The sequence below is a fragment of the Streptomyces sp. JB150 genome, from assembly GCF_011193355.1.
GTDB lineage: Bacteria > Actinomycetota > Actinomycetes > Streptomycetales > Streptomycetaceae > Streptomyces.
This window is the reverse complement of the sequence record NZ_CP049780.1, coordinates 829,515-845,012: the sequence shown is the minus strand read 5'-3', so window position 1 is coordinate 845,012 and position 15,498 is coordinate 829,515. Positions and strand designations below refer to the sequence as shown.

The following is a 15,498-nucleotide window of genomic DNA, read 5'->3' as shown; positions in this document are numbered from 1 at the left end:
GTGCGCGATGAGCACACATGACATCACCGCCCAGGACGTGACCGTTTCCACCGACCCCGCCGATTCCTCCTACGCTGCCGATTCCTCCGACCCCACCGATTCCGCCGACGGCCTCGCGCCCACCGCGCCCACCGCGGCGGTCGCCACGCCGCCCGCGGACGCGCCGAACGAGGACCTCTCCGCCCCCGGCACGCGCCCCTCGCGGCGCACCCTCGTCACGGCCGCCGGTGCCACGGCCCTCGCCGCCGGACTCACCGCCGCCTCCGCCGCCCCCGCGACCGCGCTGAGCCCCGCCCCGGCACCTGCTCCGGCGCCCGCGCCCGCGACGGCCCCGGGCGCCGCGCCGCCCGGCGTCGACGAGGACGCGTACACCACCGTGGCCCGCGCCATCGTCGTCCACGACGAGCACGACCAGCCGCTCGTCCCCGCCTATCTCAGGGCCGTCGAGAACGGCCTGCCGCCCCGGCGGGGGAGAGGGACGAAACGCGTCCTCATCGTCGGGGCCGGTCCCGCCGGACTGCTCGCCGCCGACCTGCTGAACCGGGCCGGCCACGACGTGGTGGTGATCGAGGCCAACGGCAACCGGGTCGGCGGCCGTATCAAGACGTTCCGCAAGGGCGGCCACGAGAACGGGACCCAGCCCTTCGCCGACCCCCGGCAGTACGCCGAGGGCGGGGCCATGCGGCTGCCCGAGAGCCATCCGCTGCTCATGGCCCTGCTGAAGAAGTTCGACCTGCCGCGGCAGGAGTTCCTCCTGGTCGACGTGGAGGTCGACAACCCGACGCGGCGCGCCAACCGCACCTGGATCCACGTCAACGGCGTCCACGTGCGCCGCGCCGACTACGAGAAGAACCCCGAGAAGGTCAACGACACCTTCGGCATCACCGGCCCCAACCGCACCAGGACCGCCGCCGCCATCCTCGCGGACGCCCTCGAACCCGCGCACCGGCTCATCCGGGGCAAGGAGGGAACCGCCCTCGTCGACGGCTGGGCCGAGGTCCTCAAGAGGTACGGCCACTGGTCCATGTACCGCTACCTCACCGAGGTCGCCGGGCTGGACACCAGGACCATCGACCTCGTCGGCACCATCCAGAACCTCACCTCCCGGCTCCACCTCTCCTTCCTGCACAGCTTCCTGTCCAGCGCGCTGATCGACCCCAGGACCCGCTTCTGGGAGATCAAGGGCGGCACGGCCAAGCTCGTCGACGCCCTGTACGAGCCCGTGAGGGGCAAGGTACGGCTCGACCGGCGCGCCGTACGCATCGAACGCGACGGCCGCAAGGTCCGGGTGCACACGGTGTCCGAGGAATGCCAGACCGGCCACGGGGGCGTCACGGAGGTCTTCGAGGGTGACGAGGCGATCATCACCGTCCCCTTCTCCGGACTGCGCCACGTCGCCTTCGACCCCCCGCTGAGCTACGGCAAGCGCCGGGCCATCACGGAACTGCACTACGACGCCGCCACCAAGGTGCTGCTCGAATTCTCCCGGCGCTGGTGGGAGTTCACCGAGGAGCAGTGGAAACAGGCGCTCGACTCCATCGAGGACGGCCTGTACGAGAAGTACCGTGCGGGCCGCGTCACCGACGGCCGCTACCTCGGCGCCCACCAGTCCGTCAAAGCCCTGGGAGTCACCGTTCCCGAGGACTACAAGTCCTGCTTCGCCGCCTTCCGGCCCGCCGCGAACGACGACCCGGAGGCCGCGCACGTGCGCGGTGGCGGCTCGGTGAGCGACAACGCCAACCGCTTCATGTACTTCGAGCACGCCCACCCCATGGAGGGCAGCGACGGCGGCATCATGCTCGCCTCCTACAGCTGGGCCGATGACGCCCTCAAGTGGGACGCGTACGCCGACGAGGAGCGCTACCTGCGCGCCCTCGCCGGAGTTCAGGCCGTCTTCGGCCGCCGCTGCGAGGTCTTCTTCACCACCAAGTGCAAGACCCAGTCCTGGATGCGGGACCACTACGCCTACGGTGAGGCGTCCGTCCTCTTCCCCGGCCAGCACGCGGAACTCTTCCCGGACATCCCCACCTCCGAGGGCCCCCTGCACTTCGCAGGCGACCACACCTCCGTCAAACCCGCCTGGATCGAGGGCGCCCTCGAATCCGCGGTCCGCACCGCCCTGAAGGTCCACACGGGCTGACCACCGGCCCGGACGACCCCGTGCGGCATCCCCGTCAGTGGGCTGCCGCACGGGGCTCGTCCGGCGGAGGAAGCACCGCGACGCCGTGCGGGACGCCCAGCTCCGCGGCCTCGACGCGCCGGCCTCCTGTCGGCCAGGGCAGCCAACGCATCGCCACCGGCAGCGAGTTGCACACCACACTCCGGAGGACCGAGCGCACTCGTCGCCGGTGCGGACGACCGACGACCGCACGAGGCGTTGACACGCTCACCGCTCATCGCGAAGCTGTGAGACGGTCCTTGCACGATGTGCATCGATGTGCATCGACGCTGGTACCGAGCCCGGCGGCCAGGATCGCTCCCCCCACCACCTCCGACGCGGTCCCGGCCGGACGCCGTCCCCACGCCGCCGCCTCGCGTCGGCGCGGCGTCGAAGCGGAGGCCGACCATGGAACGGGGCCATGAACCCATCTCGCACTCCGAGGAGCGCTGTCGCTCTGCTCCTGGCGGGCGTGCTCGCCGCCGCGCTGTCCCTGCTGTCCGCCGAACCCGCCCAGGCCGGCCGGACGGGCCTGCGGGCCGCCGATCCGAGCGTGCTGCGGGTCGGCGCAACCTACATCTCGGTGCAGTCCGTCGGCGACGGCATCGCTGTGCGGCAGGCCTCCTCGACGGACGCACTCGCCTCGGCGCCCGCCCGCCGGGTCTGGTCGGACACGGGCAACCTCGGTGAGGTCTGGGCCCCGGAGATCGTGCGCGACACGGGCCGCTACTACATCTACTTCACCGCCGGGCGCGGACCGGCCCACCGGATGTACGTCATCAGCTCCGCCGCCCCGGACAGCGGATACACCGCCGCCACGAAACTGGCCCTGCCGGACGACAAGTGGGCCATCGACGGCACCCTGTTCACCTTCAACGGGCAGCGCTGGTTCGTCTGGTCCGGGTGGGCCGGTGACACCAACGTCGAGCAGAACCTCTACATCGCCCGGATGAGCAGCCCGACGACGCCCACCGGCGCACGGTACGTCATCTCCCAGCCACGCGAGCCCTGGGAGCGGGTGGTGGGCGACCCGTTCATCAACGAGGGCCCCGAACCCATCAAGGACCCGAACGGGCAACTGCACATCGCGTACTCGGCCAACGGCAGCTGGAGCGATCAGTACTGCCTGGCCGACCTGCGGCTGCGGGCCGGCGGTGACCCGGCGTACGTATGGGACTGGTACAAGTCCAACGGCTGCCTCTTCGGCTCCCACCGCGCCACGATGATGTCCGGCTGGGACCCCACCCTGTACGTCGACGGGCCCGGACACCACAGCTTCGTGCTCCTCGACGGCGACATCGGCACGAGCCCGCCCGCCGGTCCGCGGTTCCCGCTCATGTTCCACGCGGTGCCCAAGGGGACGCCGTACGCGTGGGAGAACCGGTACTGGTACACCGGCACGTTCGCCTGGTGGGGCAACACCACCTACAGCCGCGCCAACGTCCCGGGCGCCCCCACGAACACCGGGTGGAGCCTCAAGTTCTTCGAGTAGCCGCGTGTCCGTCGCCTCGGCGGGCCGCGTCGACGCCGGTCCCGCCGTACCGCCGCCTTGTCAGCGTGACGAGAGGGATATATAACGTTTCAAATCAGGCGTGCACGGGCTCGGCCAACGGCTCGCAGTGACGGCACCGGACCCGCGCCGGCCGCCCGGGTCGGGCCGGCCAGGAAGGACGGACGTGCGGGTCAGTCTCAAGGACGTCGCGGAGCACGCGGGGGTCTCCATCAAGACCGTCTCCAACGTGGTGAACAACTACCGGCACGTCACCCCCGCCATGCGCGAGCGCGTCCAGCGGTCCATCGACGCCCTCGGCTACCGGCCCAATCTGACCGCCCGGCACCTGCGCAAGGGCCGCACCGGCATCATCGCGCTCGCCCTGCCCGAACTGGGCAACCCGTACTTCGCCGAACTCGCCGCCACGGTCATCGACGCGGCCGCCGAGCACGACTACATCGTGCTGCTCGACCACACCGGTGGACGGCGCGAACAGGAGGTGCTGGTCAGCCAGGGCTTCCGGGCCCGCGTCATCGACGGGCTCATCCTCAGCCCCATCGAGCTGGAGCCCGACGACCTGCGTGACCGCACCGGGAACGTGCCGCTGGTCCTGCTCGGGGAACGGGAGTACGACCTGCCGTACGACCACATCGCCATCGACAACGTCGCCGCCGCCCGGGCCGCGGTCCGGCACCTGATCGGCCTCGGGCGCCGTGAGGTGGCCTTCATCGGTGCCCGGCGCGGCCGGAGCGAACCGGCGCAGTTGCGCGTGCGCGGCTGGCGCGAGGAACTGACCGCGGCCGGTCTGCCCGCCGACGACGGGCTCGTCGCCGCCACCGACGGATGGGGCCACGCGGACGGCGCGGCGGCCATGACGCGCATCCTGGAGACCGGACGGCGTCCCGACGCCGTGTTCGCCTACAACGACCCCATGGCCATCGGGGCGATGCGCGTGCTGCACGAGTGGGGACTGCGGGTGCCCGAGGACGTCGCGGTCGTGGGCTTCGACGACGTGGTGGAGGGACGCTTCGGTGCCGTGACGCTCACCTCGATCTCACCGGACAAGAGTGCCATCGGCCGCCTCGCGGTGGAGTCCGTGCTGGCCCGGCTCGGCGGCGCGGCTCCCGAACCGCGGCGGGTGTGGGCGGACTACCGGCTGGTCGAGCGGGAGAGCACGCTCGGCCGCGCGGCCGGCGAAGGCGCGAACGGCTGAGTCGGACGTCGGGGAGGCGTTTCGACGCGGGGCGGGTCGGCGTCCTCGCCGTCGACCGGACTTCCGGTACGGCGGCCCCGCAACCCGCAGCCCGCTGCCGCGAAGTCCCGGTGGTGTGCCGAGGCACACCACCGGGACCGTTGTGCGACGCCGTCGCGACTACGGCTGCTGCCGCGCGTGGAGCGCGCTCACCTCCTCGGCGGTGAGGGCCCTGTCGTAGGCCTGGACCTCGTCGACGGCGCCGTTCCAGAAGTCCGTGTCCGTGCCGTCCCACTGGGCGCGGCCGACGGCCAGGGGGCCGGTGCCGACGTAGTTCGGTCCGGCGGTGACGGTCGCCGCCCGCTCGCCGTCGACGTACAGCGTGATCTCACCGGTCGAGCCGTCCCGCACGCCGACCAGGTGATACCAGCGGCCCAGCTCCGGGGTCGTCACCAGCCGGGCGCGGTGCCCGCCGGGTGTGCTGAAGGCGAAGGCGCCCTGGCCGTACTGGAGGTAGAAGGGGCTCGCCTGACGCCTGCCGTCCTGGCTGACGGCGGTGGCGTAGTTGCCGGGGAGGCCGTCGAGCCGCACCCAGGCGGAGACGGAGTAGCTGCCGGTGGTGTCGAGGACCGGCCCGTCGGTCTCGGCGTGTGCTCCCCGGCCGTCGAACCTCAGCGCGCTGCCGCGGACACCGGGCGTCCAGGTGGTCCCCTCGGTCAGCGTCAGGGCCTTGGCGTTCGGGCCGTCGTCCCTGGCGGTGGTGCCCGTGCCCTCGTCGAGGGCCCAGCGCCCGCCGCCCTTCAGCTCCTGCCGCTCGCCCGCGGCGGCACCGGCGGCGATGACCCGCTGGTTGACGTCACGGATCCGGACCGGGTCGACCTTGATCACCCGACGGTCGTACGTGTAGAGGCCGTTGAGTTCGTTCTCCAGGTCGGTGATCTGGGTGTAGACCGAGCCGGACAGCTCGTGGGCGGCCTGGTCGAGGTAGTACTTCTCGGTGTTCTCCACGTACTTGCGGGTCAGCGCGTCCTTGTCGGCGACACCGCTGTAGATGACGGTCGGCGCGCCCGGCCACACGTGTCCCGGCGTGGGGAGGGTGAAGCCGCCGTGCTCGCCGTCCATGGCGGCCCGGTGGTCGGGGAACGGCGGGTCGGTGTTGCCGTAGTCGTGGTGGTCGATGATGTCGCCCTTGCCCGAGTCACCCTTGGAGTTGCAGCAGTTGACGCCGCTGTGGGCGTTGACGACGCGGGACGGGTCGGCGGCCTTGACGGCCTCGGCGATACGGCCGCTCTCCTCGCGGTCCCACTCGCCCCAGCCCTCGTTGAACACGATCCAGCCGATCACGGAGGGCGCGTTGTGATGCTCCCGCACCACCTCCATGCCCTGGTCGACGAAGGCCGTGCGGCCCTGGTCGGTGGGCAGGTCGCCGGAGACGAAGTCCTGCCAGACGAGCAGGCCGAGCCGGTCCGCGTGGTAGAACCACCGCGCGGGTTCCACCTTGATGTGCTTGCGGACGGCGTTGAAGCCCAGCTCCTTGTGGGCCTTCAGGTCGAAGGCGAGGGCTTCGTCGCTCGGCGCCGTGTAGAGGCCGTCGGGCCAGAAGCCCTGGTCGAGCGTGGCGAGCGAGAAGACCGGCTTGCCGTTGAGCACCAGCTTCGGGTAGCCGCCGACGTTCTCGACGCCGATCTCCCGCATGCCGAAGTAGCTGCCGATCCGGTCCCTCGACCTGCCGTCGGTGAGCGTGATGTCGAGGTCGTACAGATAGGGGTCGTCCGGGGTCCACAGGTGCTGCTTCGCCACGGGCAGGCGCAGCCGCTCACCGGCCGGTCCGCTGACTCTGCCGACGACCTTGCCGCGCCGGTCACGGGCGACCGCCTCCACCCGTGCCTTCGAGGAGGCGCCGCCGGACTCGACGGTCACCGCCACACTGCTCGTGTCGATGTCGGGCGTGATGACTACGTTGTCAATCGACGTGTCGGCGACGGGTTCCATCCAGACCGTCTGCCAGATGCCCGAGGACTGGGTGTAGAAGATGCCGCTCGGATGGGTGGACTGCTTGCCCTTCGGCTGGTCGGCGCCGCCGGTGTCGGTGACGGCGACCACCACCTCCTGCGGCCCGGAGCCCTTCAGCGCGTCGGTGATGTCGGCGCTGAACGCGTCGTACCCGCCGGTGTGTTCGGCGACCTTCTCGCCGTTCACCCAGACCCGGGCCCGGTAGTCGACGGCGCCGAAGTGGAGCTTGAGCCGGTTGCCCTCGCCGCCCTTGCCGATCCTCCAGTTCCGCGGCACGTCGATGAGCCTGCGGTAGAACATGTGGTCCTCGTGCCGCTCCAGCCCGGACAGCTGCGACTCGACCGGGAACGGCACGACGATCCGCTCGTCGAGGTCCTTGCCGAAGACCGGCTGCTCGCCCGCCTCGGCGGCGCTGAACTGCCAGGGCCCGTTGAGGTTCTTCCACTTCGCGCGCACCTGCTGCGGCCGTGGGTACTCCGGCAGCGGGTTGTTCTCGTCGAGCTTGTCGCCCCAGGGGGTGGTGAGCCGGTGGGTGGAGGCGTTCTGCGCGTAGCGGACGATCTTCGGCACGCTCTCGCCGCCGGCCGTCAGACCGCCCTGACCGTCGTACGACACGCGGACCTGCTGGTTCTTCTGGATGGGCTCCTGGAGCGTGATGAGCAGGGACGCGGGGTCGTCGGGGGCGGCCGTGACCGAGGCGACCGGCATGGCCACCGAGTCGGCTTCGATCTTCAGGTGGTTTTTGACCGCCTGGACGCCGCCGACCTCCTTCTCGAACCGGGCCCGCAGCCGCCGGCCGTCCTCGGCGACGGACAGCTCCACCGGGTAGACCTCGAAGCCGTCCGGCGGTGTGAACGCGGACATGGGCACCGGCTGCTTGGGCATCGTGGGCGTCGACCAGCGCAGCTTCATGCTGGCCCCGCCGGTGTCCTGGAACATCTCCAGGCGGAAGTCGTGCTTCTCCCCGGCGGTGAGCCGGACGGGCTCGCTGGTCTGCTCGTTGTCCCAGTCCGGCACCCAGTGGTCGATGACCGGCTCGCCGTCGATGAAGAGCCGGAAGCCGTTGTCGCCGATGGCGTGGAACGTGTACTCGCCGGTGGCCGGCGCCTCGATCCGGCCGGTCCAGCGGGCGGTGGTGTGCTCGGAGCGGCCGGTCAGCTCCTGGAACGTGCCGGTCAGCCCGGAGAAGTCGATCTGCGGGTCGAGCACGGTGCCGCCGAGCTGCGCGAAGTCCCGCGCGCCGGGTGCCGACATGCTGAAGTACTCGCCCTTGAGGCCGTGTACCTGCACGGCGGCCCGGCCGGCCGGTAACGCGGAGGTGCTGTCGGCCGTCTCGGTGGCGGGGGTGGTGGCCGAAGCGGTGGCCGTTTCGGCCGTGCTGGTCGTCTCGGCGGCCGACGCGGTGGACGTCAGACCGGTCGTGGGCAATGTCAGGGCCGCCGCGGTGAGCAGCGCCCAGACTCCGGCTCGTGGGCGGGTGTGTCGTCTCGTCATCGAACCTTCCTCGCACGAAGGGCTGGGACCGGTCCTGCCGACAGACGGCGGCAAGTGAGAGCGCCGGTCGCGTCCGGAACATCCGGGTGGGGTACCGGTCAGCGGCTCTTTCAACGATGTAAATCTCGGGACAGCGGAATGACAGCATGCCGTTCGACGGCTGTCCAGACCTCGCGCACCGCTCGGCTGATCGTCCGTCAGCGCGAGCATTGGCTGCGGCTCGGCTGCTGTTGACCTCCGGCGGCTCGGCTGCTGTTGGCCACCTGCGGCACCGCTGAGAGCGGCGACCGGCTGGACGGGCGCCGGCCGGTCGTTCCGGGGGTCATCCTCTTCGAACACGTGTGCCGCAGAATCCCTTACCTCGGGCAAAAAGAAAATCTGTCGTGGCGACGGTAGACATTGGCTCGCCGCGGGATTACAGTTCTCGTGTACTCAGGAAGTCGACGTGGTGCGGCAGACATGAACTGCCGCGCAAGCAGATGAAGCAGGACACGGCCCCTTCGGGGGTCGTGAGCAGTACCCGCGGTATCCAGCAGTACAAGTCCGTAACCGAAAGTAAGGAGCCGAGCGCCATCAGGATCGCCCGGGAGAGGCCCAGCCCACCCGGGTACCGCAGGCCCCGGATTGGAAGGTGGTCCACGGTCACGCATCCGCGATCCCCGCAGCCCCGCCCTTCCGGGCGGAGCCTGCGGACACAGAAGGCCGGTACAGCAGTCTGCCGGTAGATGGTGTGGAAAGCTCGGGGCCCGGGTGCCGTACGGCACCCGGGCCCCCCGCCCCGGCCCCGGGGCCCTCCCGCCCCCGGGGGCCCCCCGACGCGTCCCCGGAAGAAGAGGTCTATGCCCCCAGGCACACCCCGTCCCGTCGACAACCTCGACGACGACGACTACCCCGCCTACACCATGGGCCGGGCCGCCGAGATGCTCGGCACCACCCCCGCCTTCCTCCGCGCCCTGGGCGAGCACCGCCTGATCACCCCGCTGCGCTCGCAGGGCGGCCATCGTCGCTACTCCCGCTACCAACTGCGCATCGCCGCCCGCGCCCGCGAACTCGTCGACCAAGGCACCCCCATCGAGGCCGCCTGCCGCATCATCATCCTCGAGGACCAGCTCGAAGAGGCCCAGCGCATCAACGAACGACTGCGCGCGGAAAGCCGCGAGACACGGTCGAAGTCCTCGGCCTGACGGCGAGGCGCCCCGAGGTGGCCCGACCGCCGGCGCGGCAAGGCCCGGCGGTACAGGCCCGCAGTGGCCGGCTCGTACTGGCCGTCAGCCTGCCGCTGTCAGTCGGCGGCGTTCCCGACCCGCAGCGGCGTCGTCTCGATCCGCAGCGGCGTCGGCTCGACTGCGGCCCGCCCGAAAGCGGGACCGCCCGAGCAGCCAGGTCCGGCCGGTGCATAGAATGCGATCTCATGCCGAAGCCTGACGAGCTGATCATCGACATCGCGGCCCAAGTGGAGTCCGGGCAGAGCAATCAGATGTCCCTGACCGTGGTGACCAGCGGCGCTGTCATCACCGGTCGCCTGGCTCCCGAAGCGGTGTGGAGGAAGAGGGTCGCGGAGGTGCTGACGGACTCCGCCGACCTGAGCGAGTTCGCCGCCGTCTTCGACACCCCCGAGAAGAAGGACGGACCGCCCACACATCTGCACTTCCATGTCGCCCGGATCCTGCAGGGCACGGTGGGTATCCCGGAGACGGGCGGGATGTACCGCGTCGCGATCGAGGACGTCAGCGCGTGGACCGTGGGCGACTTCAGCTATTCCGACCACTGATCGACCACGCGGTTATCGCAGCCATTGGCGGCACGGGGAATGCGAGAATGGGCGCGCCATCGCGAAAGTAAAAGTGGATACGGCAGGCAGAAGTCTGTGCAGCGCAGGCGCTGACATGGGTGAAGAGATCCATCCATAATCCATGGCGACACATGCGAATAGCTGGGACCCGCACCCCTCGAGGTGCGGGTCCCAGCTACAGAGTGCGCGTCAGCGTCAGGCGGGAACGATGTTCTCGGCCGTCGGGCCCTTCTGGCCCTGCGCGATGTCGAAGCTCACCTTCTGACCTTCGAGCAGCTCACGGAAGCCGGAGGCGACGATGTTCGAGTAGTGGGCGAACACGTCGGCGCCGCCACCGTCCTGCTCGATGAAGCCGAAGCCCTTTTCCGCGTTGAACCACTTCACGGTGCCAGTAGCCATGTCATTTCTCCTTTAGGGGGCAGTGCATCGGGGTCCGCACTGCGCGGACCTCCGTGTCGCCGCGATGATCACCCCGTCCGGAAAAGACCGGCGGTACAAAAGCGCCTCCAGCGGCTCGGAAGCCGTCTGGACAGCGCTTGAAGTTTCGGGAACCACAACTGCAACTGACATCGACAGTAGCATGCTGAGGCGGTTTGCGTGGGGTGAAGAAGCCCACTCTGCGGAAACCTCGATTCGCGGGCACAGTTTTCGTTTATCCGAAGCGCAATGTTCTTCGGGACGGGCACAGCCCTTTTTCTGCCGGCCCTGCGCTTCGCGGGCGCGCACGAGGGCGCATGCCGGGTAACTGCCCGACCGCCAACTGCCCAGGACAGGCGCCCTCGCGCCGCGTTCTAGAAGAAGCCCAGTTTCCGCGGCGAGTAGGAAACCAGGAGGTTCTTCGTCTGCTGGTAGTGCTCCAGCATCATCTTGTGTCCCTCACGGCCGATGCCCGACTGCTTGTAGCCGCCGAACGCGGCGTGTGCCGGGTAGGTGTGGTAGCAGTTCGTCCAGACGCGGCCCGCCTGGATGGCGCGTCCGGCGCGGTAGGCGGTGTTGATGTCGCGGGTCCACACCCCGGCGCCGAGGCCGTACAGCGTGTCGTTGGCGATCTTCATGGCGTCGTCGAAGTCGTCGAACGACGTCACCGACACCACCGGCCCGAAGATCTCCTCCTGGAAGACGCGCATCCGGTTGTCGCCCTCAAAGATGGTCGGCTGGACGTAATAGCCGCCCTTCAGTTCGCCGTCGAGCTCCAGCCGTTCGCCGCCGGTGAGGACCTTCGCGCCCTCCTGCCGGCCGATGTCGAGGTAGGAGAGGATCTTCGAGAGCTGGTCGCCGGAGGCCTGCGCGCCGATCATCGTGTCCGTGTCGAGCGGGTGCCCGGCCTTGATCTGCTCCGTGCGGGCGATCGCCGCCTCCAGGAAGTCGGGGTAGGCACCGCGCTGGATCAGGCCCCGGGACGGGCAGGTGCACACCTCACCCTGGTTCAGGGCGAACATCGTGAAGCCCTCGAGCGCCTTGTCCCGCAGATCGTCGTCCTTCTCCCAGACGTCGTCGAAGAAGATGTTGGGGGACTTGCCCCCCAGCTCCAGCGTGACCGGCTTCAGGTGCTCCGCCGCGTACTGCATGATCAGCCGCCCCGTCGACGTCTCCCCGGTGAAGGCGACCTTCGCCACCCGCGGGCTGGAGGCCAGCGGCTTGCCCGCCTCCTCGCCGAAACCGTTGACGACGTTCACCACGCCCGGCGGCAGCAGATCCGCCACCAGGCTCAGCCAGTAGTGCACGGACGCCGGCGTCTGTTCGGCGGGCTTGAGGACGACCGCGTTGCCCGCCGCGAGGGCCGGCGCCAGCTTCCAGGCCGCCATCAGGATCGGGAAGTTCCAGGGGATGATCTGTGCCACCACGCCCAGCGGCTCGTGGAAGTGGTACGCCACCGTGTCGTCGTCCAGCTCCGCGATCGAGCCCTCCTGCGCGCGGACCGCGCCCGCGAAGTAGCGGAAGTGGTCGATGGCCAGCGGGATGTCCGCGGCCAGCGTCTCCCGGACCGGCTTGCCGTTCTCCCAGCTCTCGGCGACGGCCAGCTGCTCCAGATGTGCCTCCATCCGGTCGGCGATCTTCAGCAGGATGTCCGAACGCTCGGTCGCCGAACGGCGTCCCCACGCGGGCGCAGCGGCGTGCGCCGCGTCCAGGGCCCGCTCCACGTCCTCCGCGGTCCCTCGCGCCACCTCGGTGAACGGCTGGCCGTTGACCGGGCTGGGGTTCTCGAAGTACCGACCGCGGGCCGGCGGCACGTACTCGCCGCCGATGAAGTGGTCGTAGCGCGCCTGGTAGGAGACGATCGCGTCCGGTGTGCCGGGTGCCGCGTAACGGGTCATGCTGGGCCAGCCTCCTGGTGCGGTGCCGCCCGCCGTCGGACGGCTCTCGGTTCGGGAGGGTAGGGAGACGGACGTTGCGGTTACGTTGCGTTCGAGGCCTGTCCTTCGAGCATCAGGTCGGCTGCCGGTGCGGCAGGAAGAGGTGGGTATGCGACAGTGCCGTCATGCTGATCGTGAGGGCCGGTCTGCCCGCGGCGGGAAGGAGTGCGCTCGCCGAGGGGCTGGGGCGGGCGCTGCCCGCCGCGGTGGTGTCGGTCGACCCGGTCGAGGCGGCGATGTGGCGTGCCGGTGTGGACCGCGGTCAGCCGCCTGGCGGCCTACCTCGTCGCCGAGGCGGTGGCCGATGGCGTGCCGGCGCTGGGCCAGACCGTGATCGTCGACGGCCGTCAACGCGGTGGGGGCGGCCCGTCGGCAGTGGCGGGTGCTGGCCGACCGGCACCGGGTGCCCGTGGCGTTCATCGAGGTGGTGTGCTCCGACTCGCGGGTACACCGCCAACGACTGGAACGCCGGTCCCGAGGCATCGTGGGCTTCGAGGAGCCGACCTGGGAGACGGTTCAGCAGCGACGGGCCGCGTACGAACCCTGGACGGATCACCGGCTGGTGCCCGATTCGATCGCTGCCTGGCCGCGAACGTGGCGAAGGCCCAGGAGCATCTGACCCTGGCAGCACGGCCGCCCTCGCAGTCCGCGTTCTGACCACCAGTCCAACCGCCCACCCCGCGGCACGGCTCAGGGTCTCAACCGCCATGGGGCGTTGCCTCATACGGTGCGAGGTCACGCCGGTCCTGACGTTCCAGGCCCGTTGCCGCGGAGCGTTCGCATGTCGACCCCCGCCGTGCCGGCCGCCGTCTTGCTCCCCGCAGCCCCGTCCGGACCGAACACCGGCCGGATGCCTCTGGCGAACGGTTCCTGAGGGCCCGGCGGGCCAGGTGGTGGACCGAGCCGCGCACCGGGCCGCCGGACGGGCTCGGGCGACGGTGCCGCCAGTTCCGCGTCGAGTGCGGCCAGCCGCGCCCGCACCGATGCCGTCGGCCGCACCGCGGCCAGCGCCCGCCAAGCGTCCACGTCGTCCTCGCCCCACGGCGCGTGCACCCAGTCGGCGAGCAGGTCGGGGTCCCGGCGGGCGATGAGGGCCGCGCGCAGCCCGTCCGCCAGCCGGTGCCTGAGCCGCACCACCGCCGGGGCCCGGGACGCGGGCAGCAGCGGCCCGGCGTAGGCCGTGGCGGCCGCGGTCACGGCGCCATACTCCAGCCGCCGCTCGACCACGGCGATGTCCGACTCGACCCGGACGGTCAGCCGGTACGGCCGCGACGCCAGCAGCCCGTCGCCCAGTATCCGGCGCAGCCGGGCCAGTTCGGCGCGCAGCGTCACCGGCGTCACCGACTCGTCGTCGTACAGCGCCACCAGCAGTTCGTCGCCGGTCAGTCCCTCCGGGTGCCGGGCGAGCAGCACCATGATCTCGCTGTGCCGGCGGCTCAGCCGGATCCGGCGGCCCCCCGCGAGCAGCAAGGCCTGGTCCCGGCCCAGCGCGGACAACTCCACGGCGTCCCGCGCGGGTGGTCTGGGATCGAGCAGCGCCAGCTGGGACTCGGCGGCCCGGGCGACCGCCTGGACGAACGCCAGGCTGTGCGGGTGCGCCAGTCCGTCGCCGCCGGTGATGTCCACGGCCCCGAGCACCCGCCCGGTGCGCGGATCGTGCACCGGCGCCGCCGCGCAGGTCCAGGACTGGACCCGGCGCACGAAGTGCTCCGCCGCGAAGACCTGCACCGGCCGGTCGAGGGCGACCGCCGTGCCCGGGGCGTTGGTCCCCACCGCGCTCTCCGCCCACCGGGCGCCCGGTACGAAGTTCATCCGCCCCGCCTGCCGCCGGGTCGCCGGGTGGCCCTCGACCCACAGCAGCCGGCCGTGGGCGTCGCACACCGCGAGCAGGTGTTCCCCGTCCACGGCGAACGAGCTCATCAGTTCCCGGCACAGCGGCATCACCCGGGCCAGCGGATGGTCCGCCCGGTAGGCGCCGAGGTCGCCGTCGGTCAGCTCCACGCTCGCGCCGCCGTCCGGTCCGACTCCGGCCCGCGCGGACCGCCGCCACGAGTCGGCGACGACGGACCGCACGGGCCGGGGCACGGTGCCCGCCCGGTTGAACGTCTCGTGCGCGCGACGCAGGATCCGCGCGCGCTCGGCAGGGTCGGCTCCCGGCTCCAGAGCCACCCAGGGATCGGTCACCTCGGCCTCCCGGAAGACGATGCGGCTGGCGGGCGTACTGAACTGCGGTGCGGTGCACTGCGATCGCCACGCGGTGGAACGGCGGGGCCGTGCCGTGATGGGGTGGGCACGGCTCGCAACATCGTCACTCCGGCCGTGCGCTCCGACAACCGTTTCGACCGTGCTCACCCGGCGCGGGCCCGGGTCAGGCGCGGTTGACGAGCCGCATGTACCGTCTCCAGTCCCAGTACGGCCCCGGATCGGTGTGGTCGGAGCCCGGGACCTCGTAGTGCGCGATGATGTGCGCGCGGTCCTTCGGGACTCCGTACTTGTCGCAGATCGACGCGGTGAGCCGGGCCGACCGCTCGTAGAGGGCGTCGGTGAAGTAGCCGGGCCGGTCCACCCAGCCCTCGTGTTCGATGCCGATGCTGCGGGTGTTGTAGTCCCAGTTGCCCGCGTGCCAGGCGATGTCGGACTCGCGGACGCACTGCGCGAGACCGCCGTCGGCCGAGCGCACCACGTAATGCGCGGACACCTGCTTCCTGCGGTTCTGGAAGACGCCCAGGGTGGTCGAGTAGGACGCCTGGGTGACGTGGATGACCACGAAGTCGACGGGGTGGCTCGTGGGCCGGTTCGCCGGCGTGTAGTTGGCGGTGTGCGCCGGGTGCCAGACGGCGAGCGGACGGTCGGGGGCGGGGGTCCGCGCGTCGGCCCGCGTCCGGGGCAGCAGCGCGTACGGGACGGCGGCGAGGGCGGCGCCTCGCAGGAGCCGTCGCCGGCCGGGGAGCGGTCGTGCCCGTTCCATGGGGGAGTGCCTTTCGACTGCTCTGCGCGAGACGG

The 15,498-nt window shown here is 70.9% G+C and carries 10 protein-coding genes; 5 read left to right on the top strand and 5 right to left on the bottom strand.

All coding sequences use genetic code 11. From position 1 onward, the window contains the following. Positions 1-7: 7 nt before the first annotated feature. From G7Z13_RS03910 to G7Z13_RS03900, 3 genes are all read left to right on the top strand, one after another. Positions 8-2,140 (top strand): FAD-dependent oxidoreductase, encoded by a 2,133-nt coding sequence (locus tag G7Z13_RS03910; protein ID WP_165996045.1) that lies wholly within the window; start codon positions 8-10, stop codon positions 2,138-2,140. A 439-nt stretch (positions 2,141-2,579) separates the two neighbouring features. Next, entirely contained in the window at positions 2,580-3,650 is a 1,071-nt protein-coding gene (locus tag G7Z13_RS03905) for a glycoside hydrolase family 43 protein (RefSeq protein ID WP_165996043.1), read from the top strand. Positions 3,651-3,834: 184 nt separating this feature from the next. Further along, the gene (locus tag G7Z13_RS03900) at positions 3,835-4,863 is read left to right on the top strand and encodes a LacI family DNA-binding transcriptional regulator (RefSeq protein ID WP_165996041.1); all 1,029 of its coding nucleotides are present in this window, start codon (positions 3,835-3,837) and stop codon (positions 4,861-4,863) included. A 159-nt stretch (positions 4,864-5,022) separates the two neighbouring features. Here the strand turns inward: G7Z13_RS03900 and G7Z13_RS03895 are convergent, their stop codons facing one another. Continuing rightward, positions 5,023-8,349 (bottom strand): LamG-like jellyroll fold domain-containing protein, encoded by a 3,327-nt coding sequence (locus tag G7Z13_RS03895; RefSeq protein WP_165996039.1) that lies wholly within the window; start codon positions 8,347-8,349, stop codon positions 5,023-5,025. 839 nt (positions 8,350-9,188) lie between these two features. On the opposite strand from G7Z13_RS03895, the gene G7Z13_RS03890 reads away from it, so the two are divergent. Together G7Z13_RS03890 and G7Z13_RS03885 are read left to right on the top strand one after the other, a co-directional pair. Beyond that, the gene (locus tag G7Z13_RS03890; RefSeq protein ID WP_165996037.1) at positions 9,189-9,533 is read left to right on the top strand and encodes a MerR family transcriptional regulator; all 345 of its coding nucleotides are present in this window, start codon (positions 9,189-9,191) and stop codon (positions 9,531-9,533) included. Between the two features lie 227 nt (positions 9,534-9,760). Further along, positions 9,761-10,120, top strand: a complete 360-nt coding sequence (locus tag G7Z13_RS03885; protein WP_165996036.1) for a hypothetical protein — start codon at positions 9,761-9,763, stop codon at positions 10,118-10,120. A 216-nt stretch (positions 10,121-10,336) separates the two neighbouring features. On the opposite strand, the gene G7Z13_RS03880 is transcribed toward G7Z13_RS03885, so the two are convergent. The 4 genes from G7Z13_RS03880 to G7Z13_RS03865 form a co-directional block, all read right to left on the bottom strand. Beyond that, complete coding sequence (locus tag G7Z13_RS03880) at positions 10,337-10,540, bottom strand: cold-shock protein (protein WP_165996033.1); 204 nt, start codon at positions 10,538-10,540, stop codon at positions 10,337-10,339. A 392-nt stretch (positions 10,541-10,932) separates the two neighbouring features. Continuing rightward, positions 10,933-12,456: an aldehyde dehydrogenase family protein gene (locus tag G7Z13_RS03875; RefSeq protein ID WP_165996031.1), complete on the bottom strand. Its 1,524-nt coding sequence runs from the start codon at positions 12,454-12,456 to the stop codon at positions 10,933-10,935. A gap of 774 nt (positions 12,457-13,230) precedes the next feature. Further along, positions 13,231-14,679, bottom strand: a complete 1,449-nt coding sequence (locus tag G7Z13_RS03870; protein ID WP_165996029.1) for a GAF domain-containing protein — start codon at positions 14,677-14,679, stop codon at positions 13,231-13,233. A gap of 184 nt (positions 14,680-14,863) precedes the next feature. After that, positions 14,864-15,463: a peptidoglycan recognition family protein gene (locus tag G7Z13_RS03865; RefSeq protein WP_165996027.1), complete on the bottom strand. Its 600-nt coding sequence runs from the start codon at positions 15,461-15,463 to the stop codon at positions 14,864-14,866. Positions 15,464-15,498 lie beyond the last annotated feature (35 nt).

Coding starts and splice junctions, on each gene's coding strand:
- G7Z13_RS03910 (WP_165996045.1), top strand. CDS start 8: ATGAGCACACATGACATCACCGCCCAGGACGTGACCGTTTCCACCGAC.
- G7Z13_RS03905 (WP_165996043.1), top strand. CDS start 2,580: ATGAACCCATCTCGCACTCCGAGGAGCGCTGTCGCTCTGCTCCTGGCG.
- G7Z13_RS03895 (WP_165996039.1), bottom strand. CDS start 8,349: ATGACGAGACGACACACCCGCCCACGAGCCGGAGTCTGGGCGCTGCTC.
- G7Z13_RS03890 (WP_165996037.1), top strand. CDS start 9,189: ATGCCCCCAGGCACACCCCGTCCCGTCGACAACCTCGACGACGACGAC.
- G7Z13_RS03885 (WP_165996036.1), top strand. CDS start 9,761: ATGCCGAAGCCTGACGAGCTGATCATCGACATCGCGGCCCAAGTGGAG.
- G7Z13_RS03880 (WP_165996033.1), bottom strand. CDS start 10,540: ATGGCTACTGGCACCGTGAAGTGGTTCAACGCGGAAAAGGGCTTCGGC.
- G7Z13_RS03875 (WP_165996031.1), bottom strand. CDS start 12,456: ATGACCCGTTACGCGGCACCCGGCACACCGGACGCGATCGTCTCCTAC.
- G7Z13_RS03865 (WP_165996027.1), bottom strand. CDS start 15,463: ATGGAACGGGCACGACCGCTCCCCGGCCGGCGACGGCTCCTGCGAGGC.